This is a genomic window from Halorubrum halophilum (assembly GCF_000739595.1).
Lineage (GTDB): Archaea > Halobacteriota > Halobacteria > Halobacteriales > Haloferacaceae > Halorubrum > Halorubrum halophilum.
On record NZ_BBJP01000081.1, the window covers coordinates 135,402 to 154,338 of the forward strand.

General features: G+C 69.6%; 22 protein-coding genes. 19 read left to right on the forward strand and 3 right to left on the reverse strand.

The features are described from left to right. The first annotated feature begins 37 nt into the window (after positions 1-37). The 19 genes from ACP96_RS16640 (at position 38) to ACP96_RS16730 (ending at position 17,028) form a co-directional block, all read left to right on the forward strand. The gene (locus tag ACP96_RS16640; RefSeq protein ID WP_152663364.1) at positions 38-1,279 is read left to right on the forward strand and encodes a monovalent cation/H+ antiporter subunit E; all 1,242 of its coding nucleotides are present in this window, start codon (positions 38-40) and stop codon (positions 1,277-1,279) included. After that, complete coding sequence (locus tag ACP96_RS16645) at positions 1,276-1,581, forward strand: cation:proton antiporter (protein WP_004050115.1); 306 nt, start codon at positions 1,276-1,278, stop codon at positions 1,579-1,581. The genes ACP96_RS16640 and ACP96_RS16645 overlap by 4 nt, the downstream gene beginning before the upstream one ends. Continuing rightward, positions 1,581-1,907 carry a monovalent cation/H(+) antiporter subunit G gene (gene mnhG / locus ACP96_RS16650; RefSeq protein ID WP_050026232.1) on the forward strand — a complete coding sequence of 109 codons (327 nt, stop codon included), beginning with the start codon at positions 1,581-1,583 and terminating at the stop codon, positions 1,905-1,907. The genes ACP96_RS16645 and mnhG overlap by 1 nt, the downstream gene beginning before the upstream one ends. Beyond that, a complete protein-coding gene (locus ACP96_RS16655) occupies positions 1,904-2,479 on the forward strand; it encodes a DUF4040 domain-containing protein (protein ID WP_050026230.1) in 576 nt (191 codons plus the stop codon). Before mnhG ends, ACP96_RS16655 begins: the two co-directional genes overlap by 4 nt. Continuing rightward, positions 2,476-3,159 (forward strand): MnhB domain-containing protein, encoded by a 684-nt coding sequence (locus ACP96_RS16660; RefSeq protein WP_050034153.1) that lies wholly within the window; start codon positions 2,476-2,478, stop codon positions 3,157-3,159. Before ACP96_RS16655 ends, ACP96_RS16660 begins: the two co-directional genes overlap by 4 nt. After that, positions 3,156-3,653, forward strand: coding sequence for a cation:proton antiporter subunit C (locus tag ACP96_RS16665; RefSeq protein ID WP_200895718.1), 498 nt, complete (start codon positions 3,156-3,158; stop codon positions 3,651-3,653). Before ACP96_RS16660 ends, ACP96_RS16665 begins: the two co-directional genes overlap by 4 nt. Continuing rightward, positions 3,646-5,301, forward strand: coding sequence for a proton-conducting transporter transmembrane domain-containing protein (locus ACP96_RS16670; protein WP_050034154.1), 1,656 nt, complete (start codon positions 3,646-3,648; stop codon positions 5,299-5,301). Before ACP96_RS16665 ends, ACP96_RS16670 begins: the two co-directional genes overlap by 8 nt. Next, positions 5,298-7,457 (forward strand): cation:proton antiporter, encoded by a 2,160-nt coding sequence (locus tag ACP96_RS16675; RefSeq protein ID WP_050034155.1) that lies wholly within the window; start codon positions 5,298-5,300, stop codon positions 7,455-7,457. Before ACP96_RS16670 ends, ACP96_RS16675 begins: the two co-directional genes overlap by 4 nt. Continuing rightward, on the forward strand, positions 7,454-9,241 hold the full coding sequence (locus ACP96_RS16680; protein ID WP_050034156.1) for a Na(+)/H(+) antiporter subunit D: 1,788 nt from the start codon (positions 7,454-7,456) through the stop codon (positions 9,239-9,241). Before ACP96_RS16675 ends, ACP96_RS16680 begins: the two co-directional genes overlap by 4 nt. Positions 9,242-9,381: 140 nt before the next feature. Next, on the forward strand, positions 9,382-10,827 hold the full coding sequence (locus ACP96_RS16685; RefSeq protein WP_050034157.1) for a CRTAC1 family protein: 1,446 nt from the start codon (positions 9,382-9,384) through the stop codon (positions 10,825-10,827). A 67-nt stretch (positions 10,828-10,894) separates the two neighbouring features. After that, positions 10,895-11,095 carry a DUF7576 family protein gene (locus ACP96_RS16690; RefSeq protein ID WP_050025488.1) on the forward strand — a complete coding sequence of 67 codons (201 nt, stop codon included), beginning with the start codon at positions 10,895-10,897 and terminating at the stop codon, positions 11,093-11,095. 95 nt (positions 11,096-11,190) lie between these two features. Next, the gene (locus ACP96_RS16695; RefSeq protein WP_050025490.1) at positions 11,191-11,916 is read left to right on the forward strand and encodes a ribosome assembly factor SBDS; all 726 of its coding nucleotides are present in this window, start codon (positions 11,191-11,193) and stop codon (positions 11,914-11,916) included. A gap of 104 nt (positions 11,917-12,020) precedes the next feature. Then, positions 12,021-12,533: a YbaK/EbsC family protein gene (locus ACP96_RS16700; RefSeq protein WP_050034158.1), complete on the forward strand. Its 513-nt coding sequence runs from the start codon at positions 12,021-12,023 to the stop codon at positions 12,531-12,533. 126 nt (positions 12,534-12,659) lie between these two features. Continuing rightward, positions 12,660-13,688, forward strand: a complete 1,029-nt coding sequence (locus tag ACP96_RS16705; protein WP_050034159.1) for a metal ABC transporter substrate-binding protein — start codon at positions 12,660-12,662, stop codon at positions 13,686-13,688. Positions 13,689-13,795: 107 nt separating this feature from the next. After that, entirely contained in the window at positions 13,796-14,536 is a 741-nt protein-coding gene (locus tag ACP96_RS16710; RefSeq protein WP_050034160.1) for a metal ABC transporter ATP-binding protein, read from the forward strand. Next, positions 14,536-15,594: a metal ABC transporter permease gene (locus ACP96_RS16715; protein ID WP_050034161.1), complete on the forward strand. Its 1,059-nt coding sequence runs from the start codon at positions 14,536-14,538 to the stop codon at positions 15,592-15,594. The genes ACP96_RS16710 and ACP96_RS16715 overlap by 1 nt, the downstream gene beginning before the upstream one ends. Before the next feature lie 86 nt (positions 15,595-15,680). Further along, the gene (locus ACP96_RS16720) at positions 15,681-15,965 is read left to right on the forward strand and encodes a DUF7545 family protein (RefSeq protein WP_008004266.1); all 285 of its coding nucleotides are present in this window, start codon (positions 15,681-15,683) and stop codon (positions 15,963-15,965) included. A gap of 92 nt (positions 15,966-16,057) precedes the next feature. Further along, positions 16,058-16,492 carry a hypothetical protein gene (locus ACP96_RS16725; protein ID WP_050034162.1) on the forward strand — a complete coding sequence of 145 codons (435 nt, stop codon included), beginning with the start codon at positions 16,058-16,060 and terminating at the stop codon, positions 16,490-16,492. Continuing rightward, a complete protein-coding gene (locus tag ACP96_RS16730) occupies positions 16,489-17,028 on the forward strand; it encodes a GIY-YIG nuclease family protein (RefSeq protein ID WP_050034163.1) in 540 nt (179 codons plus the stop codon). Before ACP96_RS16725 ends, ACP96_RS16730 begins: the two co-directional genes overlap by 4 nt. 33 nt (positions 17,029-17,061) lie before the next feature. On the opposite strand, the gene ACP96_RS16735 is transcribed toward ACP96_RS16730, so the two are convergent. The 3 genes from ACP96_RS16735 to ACP96_RS16745 form a co-directional block, all read right to left on the reverse strand. Beyond that, complete coding sequence (locus ACP96_RS16735; protein WP_050034164.1) at positions 17,062-17,544, reverse strand: acyl-CoA thioesterase; 483 nt, start codon at positions 17,542-17,544, stop codon at positions 17,062-17,064. A 94-nt stretch (positions 17,545-17,638) separates the two neighbouring features. Further along, a complete protein-coding gene (locus tag ACP96_RS16740) occupies positions 17,639-18,091 on the reverse strand; it encodes a bifunctional nuclease family protein (protein ID WP_050034165.1) in 453 nt (150 codons plus the stop codon). A gap of 83 nt (positions 18,092-18,174) precedes the next feature. After that, complete coding sequence (locus ACP96_RS16745; protein WP_050034166.1) at positions 18,175-18,891, reverse strand: ArsR/SmtB family transcription factor; 717 nt, start codon at positions 18,889-18,891, stop codon at positions 18,175-18,177. Positions 18,892-18,937 lie beyond the last annotated feature (46 nt).

Here is an 18,937-nt window from a genome sequence, read left to right on the forward strand (position 1 = left end):
GAGACGGCGAAACTCGGCTCCGTCGGAGGTGTGGTGGGTGGCTGACACCGACGGCGACACCGACGCCGGTAGCGAGGCCGCGGGCGGCGGCGTGGGTGACGGGGACGCAGGTTCCGGCAGCGACCCGGAGTACGGGTCTCCGTCCGCCCCGACGGGAGGGCTCGTCGTGCCCGTCGAACCGACTCAGACCCTCCGCGCGACGATCTCGCACGCGGTCGAGGCGGCGGTCGAGGACGGCTTCTCGGCGATCCACCTCGTGGAGATCGCGTCGTGGCGCGACGGCGATCCGGGCGCCGAGGACCGTGCCGCGTCGGCCGAACGCGTGCTCGAACGCGCCGAGGCGTGGGCGAACTCCGACCTCGACGACCTCGACGGGGAACGGCCCCCGGTGACGGTCGCGACTGAGCTCATCGGCGGCGACGAGTACCTGTTCGGGCCGGACGACTACGTCCGGGTGCTCGCCGCCTACGCGGAGGAGCACGGCGCCGACGCGGTGCTGCTCGACCCGGAGTACAGCCCCGTCGGCAACACCACCCTGCTCCAGCCGCTGGAGTTCGCGCTGTCGAACACCTCGCTGACCGTCGAGACGGCGCCGGTGACCCGGCCGACCCGCCGCGAGCGGCTCCGGAGCGAGGCGACCGGAAAGCGGTCCCTCGCGATGTTCGGCTTCTCGCTGGCCTTCTACCTCTTGCTCGGCGACCCGTTCTACTGGTTCGACTGGGTGACCGGCGTCGCGACGGCGGCGATCGTCTCGATCACCCTCTCGAGCGTCAGCATCGACGTCGAGCCCGCGATCCCGCGGACGCCGATGCGGGTGCTCCGCGGCGTGATCTACGTCCCCGTCCTCCTCTTCGAGATCGTCAAGGCGAACGTGGAGGTCGCGCGGGTGATACTGGACCCGCGACTCCCGATCGAGCCGACGATGAACCGGATGCGCGTGATCGTCGGCAGCGGGCTCCCGCTGATGACGCTCGCGAACTCGATCACGCTGACGCCGGGAACGCTGACGGTCCGCGCCCGCGACAGCGACCTGTACGTCCACTCGCTCATCCCGTCGGCCCGCGACGGGCTCTTCGACGGCTCCTTAGAGCGCTGGACGCGGTTCGTCTACTACGGACGGGCGTCTGCGCGGCTCCCCACTCCCCGCGAGCGCGACGACTGCGCAATTTTGCAGGGGCCGGACGCGACCGAGGAGCTGCCGATCGTCGCCGCCGACGGCGGAGCGTCGCCCGTTGACGAGGACGACGAGGCGGAAACGGAGGAGGTGACCGGCGAATGAGCGTCGTCGACGCCGCGCTCGTCGCCGGCTACACGGTCGGCGACTTCCTGCTCCTCGCGGCCGCGGGGTTCACCGTGCTCGCGATCGGGATGCTCTATCGGGCCGTGAAGGGCCCGACGATGCAGGACCGGGTGCTCGCGGTGAACGTCCTCGGGACGAACACCGTCGTCATCCTCGCAATCCTGAGCGCCGCGCTCTCGGAGCCGACGTTCCTCGACATCGCTCTGGTGTACGCGCTGTTGAACTTCCTGATGGCGATCGCCATCTCGAAGTTCACCGTCGAGCGGGGTGGTGTGCTGTGATGGACGCGCTCGGGACCGCCCGCGTGGCGCTCGTCGTCGCCTTCACGCTGCTCGGGCTGTTCTTCTCGTTCGTCTCGATGACGGGCGTCCTCCGGCTGCCGGACGTGTACTCGCGGGCGCACACCGCCTCGCAGGCGGACACGCTCGGCGCCGGCTTCGGGCTGGCCGCGGTCGCGCTGACGATCGGCTGGGAGGCCGCCGGCGTCAAGAGCGTGCTCCTGCTGTTCTTCATCTTCGTAACGAACCCGACGGCGGCCCACGGGATCGCCCGGGCCGCCTTCGAGGAGGGGATCGTGCCGTGGACCGAGGGGGACGAGCGCCGATGACGGTTTCCGGCTTCGCCTCCCCGGTCGCGGCGCAGGTCACCGCGATCGAGGCGAGCCTGCTCGCGTTCGTCGTGCTCACGGCGCTCGCGACCGCGCTCGCCCGAGACGTGCTCGCGGCGGTCATCGTCTTCGGGGCGTACAGCCTTGGGATGGCCGCGCTGTACACGTTCTACCGCGCGCCCGACGTGGCGCTGACGGAGGCCGCGATCTCGGCCGGCGTGACGACCGTCCTGCTGCTGTTGACGCTCGCGAAGACGACCCGGATCGACCACGACGCGGTCTTCGAGGAGGTGAACCTCCCCGCCGCGGGCGCCGCCGGGTTCCTGTTCGCCGGGCTGCTGCTCACCATGGGCGACATCCCGGCGATCGGCTCGCCGGACGCGCCGGTCTGGTCGAACCCGGACGTGACGCAGTGGTACCTCACGGAGACGTACGCGCAGACGCACGTCGAGAACACGGTGATGGCGGTGCTGGCGGCGTTCCGTGGGTTCGACACCTTCGGCGAGGCGGTCGTCGTCTTCGCCGGCGGGATCGCGGCGCTGATCGTACTCCATCGAGAGGTGTTCGCATGAGCGACGACGTCGACGACACCGATATGACCGACACAACCACCGACGCGGCCGCGGACAGCGAGGCAGGGGCATCCGCTGACGCCGACTCCGACCTCCCGCCGCACCGCGCCGCCCCCCGGTCGGGACGGCTCGACTCCGAGGAGCGGCAGGGGACGCCATACACCGAGAGCCAGGTGATCATGCCGACCGTGAAGATCGTCGCGCCGTTCGCGTTCACCTTCGGCCTCTTCATCACCTTCCACGGGAGCGGCTCGCCTGGCGGCGGGTTCCAGGGTGGCGCGATCATGGCCGCGGTGGTGTTCATGATCGCGTTCGCGTTCGGCATCGAGTCGACGCGGGACTGGCTCGCGAACACCGTCGTCGTCGCGCTCGCGGTCGGCGGCGCGCTCGCGTTCGCCGGCATCGGGCTCGTCCCGGTCGCGCTCGGCGGGGCGTTCCTCCAGTACGACCTCCTCCCGATCCCGATCCTCGATCCCGTCAAGTACGGGATGGAGGGCGTGGAGGTCGTCGGTATCGCCCCCATCGTGAGCGGCGTGCTCATGGGGCTGTTCTTCCTGCTCGCGAGGGGGTTCAACTCCGAGGGCAGCGGGTTCGGAAACGGCTCTCTCGGCGAGGACGGGTCGATCGACGAGACCGGTTCCCTCGAAGAGGACGCGGCCGACGCCGGAGGTGACCGATGACGGACGCCATCCTCGACGCCGTGTCGGGGGTCGCTCCCGTCCTCGCGTCCGGGACCGCGACGGCCTCGGCGGTCGACGTGTTGACGACGAGACACGCGTACGTCGCGTTCGCGCTGCTACTGTGTATCGGGCTCTACATGATGATCGCCAATCCCAACCTCGTGAAGAAGATTATCGGCCTCAACCTGTTCCAGACGGCGATATTCCTGCTGTTCATCACCTCGGCGTACGTCGAGGGCGGCGCGATGCCGATCGTTCCCGAGGGCGCGGCCGAGACGGAGACGTTCGTCAGCCCGCTCCCGCACGTGATCGTGCTCACCGCCATCGTCGTCGGCGTGAGCCTCACCGCGGTGGGGCTCGCGCTCTGTATCCGGATCTACGACGAGTACGGGACGCTCCGAACCGACGTGCTCCGAGAGCTGCTGCGCGACGAGGGATCGCTCCCGGAACGACCGTCCGTCGGCGGGGCCGGCGGAGGTGAGACCGATGAGTGACGTGCTCCTCCCTGTTGCCATCGCCCTCCCGCTCGTCGCGGCGACGCTCCCGATCGCGCTCGGGCTGAAGTACGAACGCGCGGGCTGGCCGGTCGCGGCGGTCGCGACGACCGCCCTGGCAGGGCTCGCGACCGCGATCGGCGTCGAGGTGGCCCGCGACGGGACGCTCTCGCACGCGCTCGGCACGTACGAGCCGCCGATCGGGATCGAGCTGGTGGCCGACGAGCTGTCGGTCGCGGTGCTCGCGCTGGTCGCCGTCGTCTCGCTGGCGACGCTCGCGTTCGCACGGGTGGCCGGCCCGCGGGGCAACGCGTTTTACAGCGGGTACCTGCTCTTAGTCGGCGGGCTCACCGGACTCGTGCTCACGGGCGACCTGTTCAACATGTTCGTCTTCCTGGAGATCGTCGGGATCTCGACGTACGCGCTTATCGCGGCCGACCGGTCCGGCGCGAGCGCGTACGCCTCGCTGAAGTACCTCGTGGTCGGGACGGTCGGCGCCTCGCTGTACCTGCTGGGCGTCGGCTACGCCTTCCTCGCGACGGGGACGCTGAACATGCTCGACATGCAGGTCCAGATCGTCGAGCAGGCGAGCTACGCCGACCCGCTGATCCGCGCGAGCTACGCGCTGATCGTCGCCGGGCTCGGGCTGAAGATCGCCGTGTTCCCGATCCACGCGTGGCAGCCGGACGCGTACCAGCGCGCGCCGGACGCGGTGACGACCATCGTCGCGGCGCTCGTGTCGACCGCGAGCGCGTACGCGCTGATCCGGGTGTCATACACCGTTTTCACGGTCGACTTCCTCGCGGCCAACGACGCGATCACGACGGTGATGCTGATCGTCGCCGGCGCATCGATCCTCGCGGGCTCCGCGCTCGCCGCGATGCAGTCCGACCTCAAGCGGATGTTCGCGTACTCCTCGGTCGCCCAGTTCGGGATGATCGTCGCGGCGGTCGCGCTCGCGAACGAGACCGCGCTGCTCGGCGGAATCGTTCACCTGGTCGGCCACGGCCTGCTGAAGTTCGGGCTGTTCCTCGGGGTCGGCCTGCTGGCGCTCGGCTACGGCGCCCGCGAGCTCGACGACCTCGCGAGCGCAGCTCGGTCCGCCCCCTACACGGCTGGGGCGGTCGCCCTGCTCGGGCTCGGGCTCGTCGGGATCCCGCCGTCGATCGGCTTCCTCGGGAAGTGGTACATCGGCGTCGGCGCGGTCGAGGCGAGCATGGGCGGAGGCGACCCCGCCGGAATCGGGATCGCGGTCGTGATCTTCGTCAGCACGCTGTTCACGCTGTCGTACGTCGCGCGAGTGATAGAGCGGTTCTACTTCGCGGGCGTCGGGCTCTCTGACGGGCACGGCGACGGTAGTCACGGTGACGAACACGGCGACGGCTCCGACCACGGCGTCGCGGCCGACGGCGGCAGCGAGTCGCCGTCCGCGCAGACCACCGACGCCCTGATCGGCGGCGACGAGGGGAACGACAGCCCCCTCACGCCCGTCGCTGGCGCGCCGCGGTCGCGGTTCGTTCCGGACCGCGTCCCGCCGGCGCCGCTCGTGATCCTGATCCTCGCGGCGCTGACGACGGTCGCGCTCGGCTTCGGCGGCTACGCGCTGTTCGAGTGGTTCGATCCGTTCCTCACGGAGGTGTTCGCATGATAGAAGCTACACCCGATATACGTCCCCTACTGGCGGTCCTCGTCTCGTTCGTCGCGGCGTTCTTCATCGTCGCGTCGCACCGTTCCCCGAACGTCCGCGAGGGGTGGACGATCGCGGCGGCGGTCGCGAAGTTCGCGATCGTCGCCTCGATGCTGCCGGCGGTCCTCGACGGCGCAGTGTTCGAGTGGTCGCTCGGCGCGTTCCTGCCCGGGATCGAGTTCGTGTTGCGCGCGGACGCGCTGGGAATGCTGTTCGCGTTCCTCGCGAGCGGGCTGTGGATCGTCACCTCCTTCTACAGCATCGGCTACATGCGCGGCAACGACGAGACCAACCAGACCCGGTACTTCGCCGCGTTCGCGGTGTCGCTGTCGGCGACGATGGGGATCGCGTTCGCGGGCAATCTCGTGACGATCTTCGTCTTCTACGAGATCCTCTCGATCGCGACGTACCCGCTCGTCGCCCACGACGAGACCGACGAGGCCCGCGCGGCGGGCCGGAAGTACCTCGCGTACACGATGTTCGGCGGCGGCGTGCTCGTCCTCGCGGGGACCGCCCTCGTCTACCTCATCGCCGGCAATGTGTCGTTCACGGCCGGCGGCATCGAGGAGCTGGCGAACGCCGACCCCGGCCTCGCGATGCTCGCCTTCTTCCTGCTGGCGATCGGATTCGGCGTGAAGGCCGGGATCATGCCGCTCCACCAGTGGCTCCCCGAGGCGATGGTGGCGCCGACGCCCGTCTCTGGACTGTTACACGCGGTCGCGGTCGTCAAGTCCGGCGCGTTCGGCGTCTCGCGGGTCGTCCTAGACGTGTTCGGGCCGGAGCTCGTCTTCGACCTCTCGCTCCCGCTCGGCTTCTCGGCCGGACTGGTACTCTCGACTATCGGAGCGATCACGCTGACGGCGGCCTCGATCATCGCCATGCGGAAGGACCACCTGAAACAGCGGCTCGCCTACTCGACGGTGAGCCAGCTGAGCTACATCATCCTCGGGCTCGGGCTGTTCGGCTGGTACGGGCTCGTCGGCGCGCTGCTCCACATCCCGGCGCACGCGTTCATGAAGCTCACCCTGTTCTTCTGTGCCGGAAACCTCCACGTCTCGACGCACACCGACTACATCTCCGAGATGGCGGGGATCGGCAAGCGGATGCCCCTGACGATGGGGGCCTTTACCGTCGCCTCGCTCGGGATGGCCGGAATCCCGCTGTTGGCCGGGTTCGTCAGCAAGTACTACATGCTGATCGGCGGGATCCGGATGGGCGCCGAACTCACCCCGGTCGCCTACTACCTCGTCGGCGCGCTGCTGCTCTCGGGGGTCCTCAACATCGCGTACTTCTGGCCGGTGATCTACACCGCCTTCTTCGAGTCGGAGGACGCCCACGACGCGAAGCCGCTCGTCGACTTCCGGCTGGGCGGGGAGTCGCGGTCGACGCTGCCGGCGACCGATGGTGGCCGCGCAGCTGACGACGCGGCGACGGACGGGGGCCGCGCAGCGGACGACGCGGCCACAGACGGTGGCCGGCCGGAAGATGGTGGCAACGATGACGACGACGAAGGCGCCGACGACCCCGATATCGACGAGGTCGTCGAGAGCGCCGAGGGCGACTCGGCGGTCAACGCCGGGGACGCGGAGTCCGCCGGTGACGACGCCGAGGTCCCGGACGACTCCGACATCCCAGACGCGGAGATGGACGACCTCCCGACCGACGAGGACGGGGTTGTCCGGCCGGACTTCGACACGAGCGACCGAGACTTCTCCGAGCCCGCGGAGCGCGTCGACACCGGCGACTACGCGGTCGACCAGCGACCCTCCGACGCCGACGTGCCGTTCGGCGTGGGGCGCGGCGACGACTCGGAAACGGACGACACCGATCCGGACGACGCCGGTGCTGACGACCACGAGGCCCATGACGACCACACAGACCTCGCAGATCACGACGACCACGGCTACGCCGGCGGACCGCCCGCGGGCGGCTGGGAGCACATTGCCGGGCTCGACGCCCTCCGCGGGCGCGAGTCGACGTGGTTCACGCTCGCGCCGATCCTCACCGCGATGAGCCTCGCGGTGCTGCTCGGCGTGATCCCCTACGAGATGGGCTTCCTGGAGCTGATCGAGCTCATCGTTGACACGCGGCTCCCCGAGGGGGTGATGCGGCCGTGAACCCGATTCTTACCTCCGTTCCGCCGTACGTACTGCTCGCGTTCGCCGCGCTCGCCGTGCTCGCGCTCCCGCGCCGGTCCGGTCACGCAGTGGCCGCGCTGGCGACCGCGTTCACGTTCGCGCAGGCCGTTCTGCTCGGCGACGGCGGGACGGGAGCGCACCTCGCGACGCAACTGTTCGGCTTCGACGTGGTCTTCCTCAACGTCGATCAGTTCTCGCTGTTGATGGGGGTCGTCGTCGGCTTCCTCGCGACGGCGGCGGTGCTGTACGCGTACGGCACCGAGGCCCCGACGTGGGTGACGGCGTTCGCGCTGATCTACGTCGCCACGACGGTCGGAACGATCTACGCCGGCGACTGGCTCACCCTGATCTTCTTCTGGGAGCTGATGGCCGTCACCTCGACACTGCTGGTGTGGCAGTACGGCGGGGCGGCGGTCCGGGCGGGCTACCGCTACGCGCTGTTCCACGGGATCGGCGGGACGGTCTTCCTCGGCGCGGTCGTCGTCCACGGCGCGTCGATGCTCGGGAGCGTGCCGGCGGCCGAGATATTCCTGTTCTCGTCGACGACCGGGATCCACGCCTCCGCGACGGTGCTCGCGGCGATTGGAATCGGCGTCAACTGCGGGTTCATCTTCTTGCACACGTGGCTGCCGGACACCTACCCGCGCCCGCACGTCGCGGCGTCGGTGTTCCTCTCGGTGTTCACGACGAAGACCGCAGTGTACGTGATGTACCGCGCGTTCCCCGAGGGCGGCATGTGGCTCGCGTACCTCGGCGGGTTCATGGCGGTGTACGGCGCCTTCTTCGCGCTGCTACAGTACGATCCGCGACGCCTGCTGTCGTACCATATCCAGGCGCAGGTCGGCTACATGCTGGCGGGGCTCGGGCTCGCGACCGCCGTCGGCGACTTCGCGGTCACCGGCGGGTTCGCGCACCTGTTCAACAACGTCCTCTACAAGAGCCTGCTGTTCATGGCGGTCGGCGTCGTGATCTACCGGACCGGCGTGGAGGACATCAGGGACATGGGCGGGCTCTGGCGGGTGATGCCGGTCACCTTCCTCGTGTACCTCGTCGGCGCGGCGTCGATTACTGCCGTTCCGGGGTTCAACGGGTTCATCTCGAAGGGGATGGTGATCGACTCCGCGCACAAGATCCACAACTTCGAGCTACTCTTCGGCGAGGGGTTACTCTGGTGGCTGCTGATCCTCGGCGGCGTGGGGACGTTCATGTCGTTCATCAAGCTCGGCTACTACATGTTCTTCCACGGCTCGGCGACGCTGTCGCCCAAGGACGCCACCGCGTTCCAGACCGCCGGGATGGTGCTCGCGGGCGGCGCGTGCGTCTTCTTCGGCACGCCGCTCACCTACACCTACCTCGTCGATCTGATGCCGTTCACGGCCGAGGTTGCGCCGGAGCTGCACCCCTACAGCGCGAGCCACCTGACCGAGTCGGCGTGGCTGCTGGGGGCCGGCTTCGTCGGCTTCTTCGCGCTGAAGCGCCCGCTTGGCTGGCTCGCCCACCACATGCGGGACATCGACGCCGTGACGTACCCCGCCGCGTTCTACCTCGCTCGCGGGTCGGTCTGGGGAGTCACCGAGCTGTGGGCCGCCGTCGACCGCTGGGTGATGCACGCGATCGCGACCGTCGAGTGGATCGGGATGCATCCGCGCGAGACGCTCGGCCGCGCCGGCGCCGACGTCGAGATCCGGACCGGCATCGGTCGGAGCGTGCTCTTCTTAACGCTCGCCGCCGGCGTCGCGCTGTTCGTGTTCGTGCTCGGCTAGCACGACGCGCGCCAGTTTATAAGTGACCGATGGTCCTTCGCCCTCGCTCGTCGCCGGCCGGGCTCCATCGAAAGCGCATTTATAAAGTCTCCTCCGAGCGGACCCGTGAGTTCTTATTCCCCGAGCGGTGACGGACGGCCATGTTCACGGAGCGGTCCGACCTCGTCGCGGACGACGACCCGGTTCGAGGGTACGGCGTCGCGGTGACGCCCGGCCGGGAGGGACCGCTCGTCTTCGTCGCGGGCTACGGAGAGCCCAACCGGCTGTACGCCCGCGACGGCGACCGCTTCGTCGACACGGCCTGCGGCATCGTCGCCGACGGGACCAGACACGGAATGGGCGTGTGCGCGGCCGACCTCGACGCCGACGGCTGCGAGGAGGTGTACGTCCACAACTGCACCAAGGGCGCCGACGGCGGCGGCGACCCGGACCTCCTTTTAAACCGGCTCGAATCGGAGCGCTACCGCTGGACCGACCTGTTCGCGCTCGACGTGAACGCCGACCGGCTCGCCGTGCGCGCCGGGCGGTCGGTCGCCGCGCTCGACCGCCTCGGGACCGGTCGCTACGGCGTCGCCGTCTCCGGGTACGCCGGCCCGCTCTCCTTCTACGAGATCGGCGACGACGGCGAGATCACGGACATGGCCGACGCGGTCGGCCTGGAGGTCGACGGCGGCTGTCGGTCGCTGCTCGCGGTCCCGCACTGCTCGGGCGAGGGCGACCTGTTCGCGGGTGTCGAACGTGGACCGAACCGGCTGTTCCGGAACGACGGCGGCCACTACGACGCCGCCGACGGCGGCGCAGAACTCTCGGACCCGGCGGGCGACACGCGCGGGGCCGCCCTCGTCGACGAGGGGGGCCAGTTCGCCTTCGCGGTCGGAAACGAGAGCGGGCCGAACCGCCTCCTCCGGCGAGCGCCCGACGGCGGGTTCGTCGACGCCGCGCCGCCCGCGCTCCGCGACACCGGCCGCGTCCGGACCGTCGTCGCCGCCGACTTCGACAACGACGGGCGCGAGGAGCTGTTCTTCAACGCCTCGGGAGAGCCCAACCGACTCTTTGCTCGCGAGAACGATACCGACAGCGGACGGTGGCACCGGGTCGATCCGGGCCCGGCGGCCGAGCCGGACGGGTTCGGGACCGGCGCGGTCGCGGCAGACGTCGACGGCGACGGCGTCCTCGAACTGGTTGTCGTCCACGGCGAGGTCGCGGCCCAACCGATTTCGGTGTATAAGGACCCGAGCGCGGCGACCGCCGGATGGATCCGAATCCGCCCGACCACGCGCCACGGGGCGCCCGCTCGGGGGGCCGTAGTCCGGCTCGAAACGGCCGACGGCGTCCAGCGGCACACGATCGACGCCGGGGGCGGCTGCCTCTGTCAGACGGAGCCGGTGGCGCATTTCGGGCTCGGCGGGTCGACCCCGATTCGGGCCGACGTTCGGTGGCCGGACGGCCGCGAGCGAACGCTGGCCGACCCGACGGCGAACGCGGAGCTTACGGTCGAACATCCCTCGCGGACCGCGGGGTCGACCGGACGGCGACGGGGGCGCCGACACGTCGAGGAGGGCGGTAGTCGCCCCGCCAGTCAGTGAAGTCGGATCGCACGGCCAGAACTGCCGCCCTTCGCGGGTTCAAGTGTCCGGAGGCGTACGGACGGGTATGGTAGATCCGACTTCCGACCTCGAGGAGGACGTCGACGAGGAGTCCGCGCCGCGCTGTGCGACCTGTGGGGAGCCGGCGCTGGGCACCGGCCGCCGGACGGTGACGTGGGTCGACGGCGACGACGCCGTGTACCGACAGTTCTGTTCGCAGGCCTGTCGAGACGAGTGGACGGACGAGCGCCCCTCGACGGGGGGCTGATAAGGGGTCGGAGCGAGTGAGGGACCGCGACGGGGCGGTCGGACTCGCGACGCGTCGCGGGAGGCTTTTTCACCATAGGGGTGGTAGCGGGAGGTATGATATCGCTCGACGAGGCCGTGACGGCCCGACTGGAGTCGCACGGCGAACGGTTCGAGGTGCTGATCGACCCCGACGCCGCGCTCGCGATGAAGCGGGGCGAGTTCGAGGGCGACCTGGAAGACGTGATCGCCGCCGAAGACGTGTTCGAGAACGCGTCGCGGGGCGATCGCCCGGCCGAGGAGGACTTAGAGACCGTGTTCGACACGACCGACGCGCTGGAGATCATCCCCCAAGTCGTCGAGCGCGGGGAGATCCAGATCACCGCCGAGCAGCGCGAGGAGATGATGGAACGCAAGCACAACCAGCTCGTCACCACCATCACGCGCAACGCGGTGAACCCGCAGATGGACGACTCGCCGCATCCGCCCGAGCGCATCGAGCGCGCGCTCGAAGAGGCGGGCTTTCAGGTCGACCCGATGGAGCCGGTCGAGAACCAGGTCGACGACGCGCTGGAGGCGCTCCGGCCCGTCATCCCGATCCGGTTCGAGGAGGTGACGATGGCGGTCCAGCTCCCGGCCGACTACGCAGGCTCCGGACAGGCCCAGATCCGCGAATTCGGCGATCTGGAGCGCGAGGAGTGGCAGAACGACGGATCGTGGGTCGGCGTACTCACCTTCCCCGCCGGGCTCCAGAACGACCTGTACGACCTTGTCAACGAGGTCACGTCGGGCGAGGGCGACGCCCGCGTGATCAAAGACAAAGACGAGCTTCGAACGCGGTAAGTCGGCGCGCGGCGAGGGCCCACCCGCGTCCCCGCCCTCCCCCCCGACCGCCATACGTGCCGCGGCCGAGAGCTTCATACGCGGTCGCGGGCCTCTGTCTCGTCATGCACGAACGCGCGGCGGAGTTCGCGGAACGGGCGCAAGACCGACACGGTATCGACCTCGATGTGCTGGAGTTCGACGCGGGGACGGAGACCGCGGCCGCGGCCGCCGACGCCGTCGGCTGCGACACCGCAGCGATCGCCTCCACCATCGTGGTGTCGGTCTCGGGCTGGGAGGCCGGAGTCGACGAAGCGGCCGACGCCGACGAGGACCGACTCGTCGCGGCGATCACGAGCGGCGCGAACCGGCTCGACCTCGACGCGGTCGCGGAGCGGTTCGGCGCGACCTCGGCCTCGATGGCGGACCCCGAGCGGATCCGCGAGGTCGTCGGCTGGAGCATCGGCGGCGTCCCGCCGATCTGTCACGACGCCGCGCTCCCGACCGTTCTCGACCCGACGCTCACCGAGTACGACACGGTTCACGGCGCGGCGGGGACGCCGAGCGCGCTGTTCCAGATCGACCCGGAGACGCTCGCGGACCTCGCGGACGCGACAGTCGTCGACCTCACCGAGTGAGCGGAGCCGTCCGCGTCCGAACACCGGCGTCGAGTTGTTAAGTGAGGGTGCTCTCCCCGGCACGAATTATTAATATGAAGTTGTGAAATAACAATCTTTTTCTGTTAATCAGCGGTATCGATCGGTATGACTCACTCACGGCGGTCGGTGTTGCGGCGCGGCGCGGGGCTCGCAGCTGCGGGAACGGCGACATCGCTGGCCGGCTGTTCAGACGCCGCGACCGGTGACTCCGGAGACTCCGGGGAGTTCGACGCGGGTTACGCGGCCTTCTTCACCCTCAGCGACTGGGCGAATCGGGTCGCCGGCGACCACGCGAGCTTCGAGGACCCGGTCGACGTGGGACAGCTCGGCCACGGGTGGACGCCCGACGGGAACCTCGCCGCGGACGTGGCTTCGACGGACGCGTTCGTCTACCTCGACAACCCGGAGTTCTCGTGGGCGCAGGACCTGGCCGAGACGCTGGAGAGCGACTACGACACGGTCGCGGTGATCGACGGGCTCGCCGGGCTCGAAGAGGATCTGCTCGACTGGAACCACTCGCACGAGAGTGACGGCGGAGAAACCGGTCACGACGACGGGGAGAACCAGAGCCACGAGGACGAGGAACACGACGGCGGGCGGCACGACCCGCACGTCTGGGTCGATCCGGTGTTCGCCGCGGACATCGTCGACACCATCGCGTCGGGGCTCGGCGAGGCGGACCCGGACAACGCCGACGCCTACGCCGACAACGCGGCCGCGTACGCCGAGGAACTCGAGGCGGTCGACGCCGCCTTCGAGTCGATCGCCGACGAGGCCGCGCGTGACGTGGCGGTCATGGCTGGCCACAACTCCTTCCAGTACCTGGAGGCGCGCTACGGCTTCCGGCTCCACTCCCCGGTCGGCGTCTCGCCGCAGAACGAGCCGACGCAGAGCGAGATCGCCGACACGATCGAGCTCGTGAACGCGGAGGGGATCGACGCGGTGCTGTACGACCGCTTCGAGTCACCCACCCTCGCCGAGTCGATCGTCGAGAACAGCGACGCCACCGAGGCGCTTCCCGTCACGCCCGCCGGCGGGACGACCCGCGAGTGGAACGACGACGGGTACGGTTACCTCGAACAGATGACCGAGGTCAACGTCCCCGCCTTCGAGCGGGCGTTCGGGGCGCAGTGAGCGGTGCGGACGCCGGCTCGATCGACCGCTCGGTCAGCGAGCCGGCGACGGCGCGGCGACGGACTAAAAGAGCTAAACGTCCGGACGACCCAGATCGAACACACGCAGTGACCGAAATCGTCGACCTCGACGGAGTGACGTTCGCCTACGGCGACACCGTCGCCGTGAGAGACGTCTCCCTGACGGTCGAGGAAGGCGACTTCCTCGGGCTCGTCGGGCCGAACGGCTCCGGCAAGACTACCCTGCTTCACCTCATGCTCGGGCTCCACGAGCCCGACGAGGGGTCCGTCGAGCTGTTCGGCCGGCCGGTCGAGGAGTTCGACGACGGCGGCCGAATCGGCTACGTCTCGCAGAAGGCGACGAGCCGAGGCGGCGCAATGCCGGTCACCGTCCGCGAGTGCGTCACCATGGGTCGGTTCGCGCACGCCGGGCGAGGGCGGCTCTCTCAGGCCGACCGCGCCGCCGTCGCCGGCGCGATCGAGACGGTCGGCATCGGCGAGCTCGCCGACCGGCTCGTCTCAGAGCTGTCGGGCGGACAGAAGCAGCGAGCGTACATCGCGCGAGCCCTCGCGAGCGACGCGGACCTGCTCGCGCTTGACGAGCCGACGGTCGGCGTCGACGCCGAGTCGCGCGACGCCTTCTACGCCCTCCTCGATGAGCTCAACGACGAGGGAATCACCATCATCCTCATCGAGCACGACATCGGCGTCGTCACCGACCGCGCGAACCGCATCGCCTGTATCAACACCGAGCTGTACCACCACGGGGACACCGAGTCGTTCATTGAGAGCGACGCCCTCGCGGAGGCGTACGGCACCGCCGGACAGGTCGTCCACCACCACCACTGATGAGCGGGGAAACGCCTGCGGACGACGGCGACCCGTCTCGGCCCGATCGGGGACTCCGCCGGACCGCGGAACTCGCCGGGATCGGGGTCACTGGCGTCGTCGCGGTCGCCATGCTCGGGTTCGTCCTCCTCTACTGGGCGCAGGACCTCCCGGTGGCGAGCGACCTGTACGCCGCGTTCCGGTCGTTCGGGCGCGGGATGGACGCCGCGTTCGGGACGAACGTGTTCAGGCACCCGATCATGTGGCAGTCGATGGCGGTCGGGGTGCTCGTCGGGGTCGTCGCCCCGCTCGTCGGCTCCTTCCTCGTCCACCGCGAGATGGCGCTTATCGGCGAGACGCTCGCACACACCGCGTTCGCCGGGGTGGCGATCGGTATCCTCGTCACCTCTTCGACCGGCTGGAACGGCTCGCTGCTACTCGTCGCGCTCGCGGTCGGCATCGTCGGCGCGCTCGTGGTCCAGTGGCTCACCGAGCGCACCGACGCCTACGGCGACGTGCCGATTGCAATCATGCTCAGCGGGAGCTTCGCGGTCGGCACGCTGATCATCAGCTACGGCGACGGGCTCACCGGCGTCAACATCGAGGGGTACCTGTTCGGGAACCTCGCGGTCGTCACGCCGGAGGGAGCGCGGCTGATGGGGATGCTCTCGCTGATCGTCGTCGCGGGCGTGGCGCTGACGTACAAACAGCTCCTGTTCATCACCTTCGACGAGCAGGCCGCGCGGGTCGCGCAGCTCAACGTCACCGGCTACAACACCCTGCTCGTGGTGTTGACCGCGGTCGTCGTCGTCGGCGCGATGCAGGTGCTCGGCGTCATCCTCGTCGCCGCGATGTTGGTCGTCCCCGTCGCGGCCGCCTCCCAGATCGCCCGGAGCTTCCGCGAGACGGTGTACCTCTCGGTGATCTTCGGCCAGCTGTCGGTGATCGGCGGCTTCGCCGTCTCGATCGGCCTCGGGCTCCCCTCCGGGGGATCGATCGTCGTGACGGCCATCGCGGTGTACCTCGCGAGCATCGTCCGCTCCGGCTTCTCGGTGAAGGCAATCTCGGCGCACGGGTGAGAGAAGATCTCGATCCTCGTGAAGGCACTATAGCTGACCGCGACCGGTTTCCACAGACCCTTATGTACGGCTCCCGTCCGACGGGTATGGGAGACACCGAGACCTACACGGTCACCGACCCCGACGGTAACGAGGAGTCCTTCGAACTGCCCGCCGGCCTCGTCGACGTGCTCAGCCAGCAGGGCGAGGAGCCGACCCGCGTCGTCAGCGACGTCGTGGTGCAGGCGATGGCCCAGCAGGCCCACGTCATCGCCCACCACAGCGAGGGCGAGGTGCCCGACGACATCGCGGAGATGAACGACACCGCCGCGGAGCTGTTCGAGGAACGCTTCGGGCAGTCGCTCGAAGACGCGCTCGGCCACTCGCACTAACTGTCCGCCGCGACCTGACGACCGACTGATTCCTTTTACACTGTATCCCCCGCAGCCGACCGCTTAAACCGCCGGAGCGCGTACTCGAAAGCATGGACACCGACCCGGACGCGCCGGTGCTGATCTTCGACGGCGACTGCCCGTACTGCTCGGTGGCGGCCGTCGCGCTCCGGCGGCTGGAGGGCGTCGTCGCGGTGCCGTGGGAGGCCGACCCCGTCGGCCCGTTCCTCGACGCGCAGTTCGGCTCGCGCCCGTTCGCGATGGTGCTCGTCGACCCCGGCGAGGGACGGGTGTACGCCGGTCGCTCGGCGGCCGAGGAGCTGGCCGAGCGCGCCGGTACGCCCGGAATCGTCGGCGGGCTCGTTCGCGACAACTACGACCGGATCGCCGGCGTCGTCGGAACGCTGTCCGGTCGCGGCCGCGACCCCGCCGACGTGCACGACATCTACGATCTGACCGACGACGCGGGGGAACTCGTCGGCGACCTCCGCCCCGCTGCGAGCGACCCGCCGGAGGCGCTGTCGTGAGCGGGGGCAGAGAAGGAGCGGGTTCGGACCGCCCGAACGGAGGCACCTACACCCTTCTCGTCGAACTCGCGGCCCCGGCGACGGTCGAGGTCGGTGCACTCGGCGAGCACCGGTTCGAAGCGGGGACGTACGCCTACACCGGCAGCGCGCTCGGCACTGGGGGGTTCTCCCGCGTCGACCGCCACCGCCGGACCGCTCGCGGCGAGCACGACGTGCGCCACTGGCACGTCGACCACCTGCTCGGGCACCCCGACGCCCGGATCGACCGCGTCGTTCGGAGCGTCGGCGCCGACGCGGAGTGCGAGGTCGCCGATCGTCTCCCGGCCGGCCCGGTCGACGGCTTCGGGGCGTCCGACTGCGACTGCGGGAGCCACCTCGCCGCGGCCGGCGAGGGCGGATCGCTCGACGAGTTCGCCGCGGTGGTCCGCGAGGCGCACGAGGACGCGGTCACAGGGACCGGCGGCTCGGTCGACGTGGTCGCCGGATCGGCGGAGGGGGTCGACGGCGCGGTCGGCGACGCGAGCGCGACCCGGTGAGCCGTCGGGGTCGCCCGTCGCTCCGCTCGTCGACTAGAGGTCGTACCGGTCGACGATGTCGGTGAGCTGTTCGCGGCGCCCCTCGATCGCCTCGTCGCGCAGCGCCTCCTCCTCGGGCGTCGGGGCGGTTAGATCCGGAACGCTCGCCGGGTTCCCCTCGTCGTCGAGCGCGACGAACGTGAAGTAGGAGGTGGTCGTGCGGCGCTCTTCGTCGGTTCGGGGGTTCTCCGCGCGCACGTCGACCTTCACGTCGAGGCTCGTGGTCCCCACGTTGAACACGTACCCCTCGATGACGGCGACCTCGCCCATCTCGATGGAGGAGATGAAGTCGACGTGGTCCATCGAGGCGGTGACGACCTGTCTGTTCGAGAAGCGCATCCCGGCGATGGCGCCGCAGATGTCCATCCAGTGGAGGACCGCGCCCCCGAGCGCTCGTCCGAGGTTGTTCGTGTCGTTCGGCAACAGCAGTTCGGTCATCTCGGTGTACGACTCCGCGACCGTCGCCGTCTCGTCCATGTCGTCGGTGGGGTAGCGGGCGACTTGAACTCCCTGACTGGCGACGGGCGACGGGTGGCAGACAGTGGGCGGCGGACGGCGAACGAGACGAGTCTCAGCTCCCCTCTTGCGGGCCGTCGTCGAACTGGACCGAGTCCTGCGAGCGACCCGCCTCGTCGATCACCTCGTCGGAGACGACGATCGGACAGTCGATCCGGACCGCGAGCGCGAGCGCGTCGGAGGGACGCGCGTCGAAGACGAACCGCTCCGGCTCGCCGTCCTCGTACCGCTCCGCGTCGACCTTCGCGTAGAAGGTGCCGTCTCGGAGGTCGTCGACCCGGACTCGGTCGATCGCGCCCCCGAATTCGGTGAGGATGTCGACGAGGAGGTCGTGCGTCAGCGGACGGTCGAACGGTTCGCCCTCGAGCGCCATTCCGATCGACTGCGCCTGATCGGCGCTGACGAAGATCGGGACGTACTCGCCGCGCGCGGACAGGATGACCGCCGGCACGTCGCCGCCGGGTGCGGAGCCCGCTCCGACCCCGACGACCTCGGCTTCGTGTTCCATACCGGATCGTGGCGGCGGCGGCATGAATAGCTGTCCCACGCGATCGCTACGCGCAGGCGCCGCGCTCGGACGGCCCACCGCCGTCAGCGACCGCTCCAGTACCAGTACGCCCAGCCGATCGTAAACACGAGCGCGGCGCCGAGGAAGAAGACGATCCCGGGCTCGATAAGCGAGACGGCGTACTCCGCCAATGGGTCGACGACGTACTCGACGGTGCCGTCGATCTCTCCGCCTCCTCCCCCGCCCGCGCCCCCGTCGGTCTCGGGAGCAGTCTCGATAGAGGGCCCGTCCGCGGCGTCTTCGGTCGCGGTGTCACCGCCGTCTCCGCCACCCGTGGTCGTCGTCACGCGGGCGGTCGGTCCCGATACCGAGAGGACCCGTTGGGCCGCGACCGCCGCCAGCCCGATGATCCCGTAGCCGCCGAGCAGCCGCATCAGGGCAGACTTGATCCCGCGCGACGCCTCCGAGTCGCCGGCGAACAATACGAGCGGCTCGTCCGCGGCCGCGTACACGTCCATCTCTCGGCCCTTCTCGGAGTAGGTCGTGTCGACCACGTCGACGAGGTCGGCGCCGTCGAGCTTCGAGAGGTGGTACTGGACGTTCTGGAGCGAGGTGTCGACGGCGTCGGCGAGCTCCGACTTGGTCGCCGGCTCGTCGTGGAGTCGGGTGAGAATCTCGCGCGCCGTCTCGGAGCCGAGCGCGGCGATGAGCTCGTCCGCGTCGTCGTCGTCGACGCCGACCACCCGGGGCTCGCGGTCCTCGGGGGTCGCGTCGGGGAGGGAGGGCAGCAGCCGCGACATACCACCCTCTGTGACCCGTGAGAATACAAATTTGTTGGATCGGCGA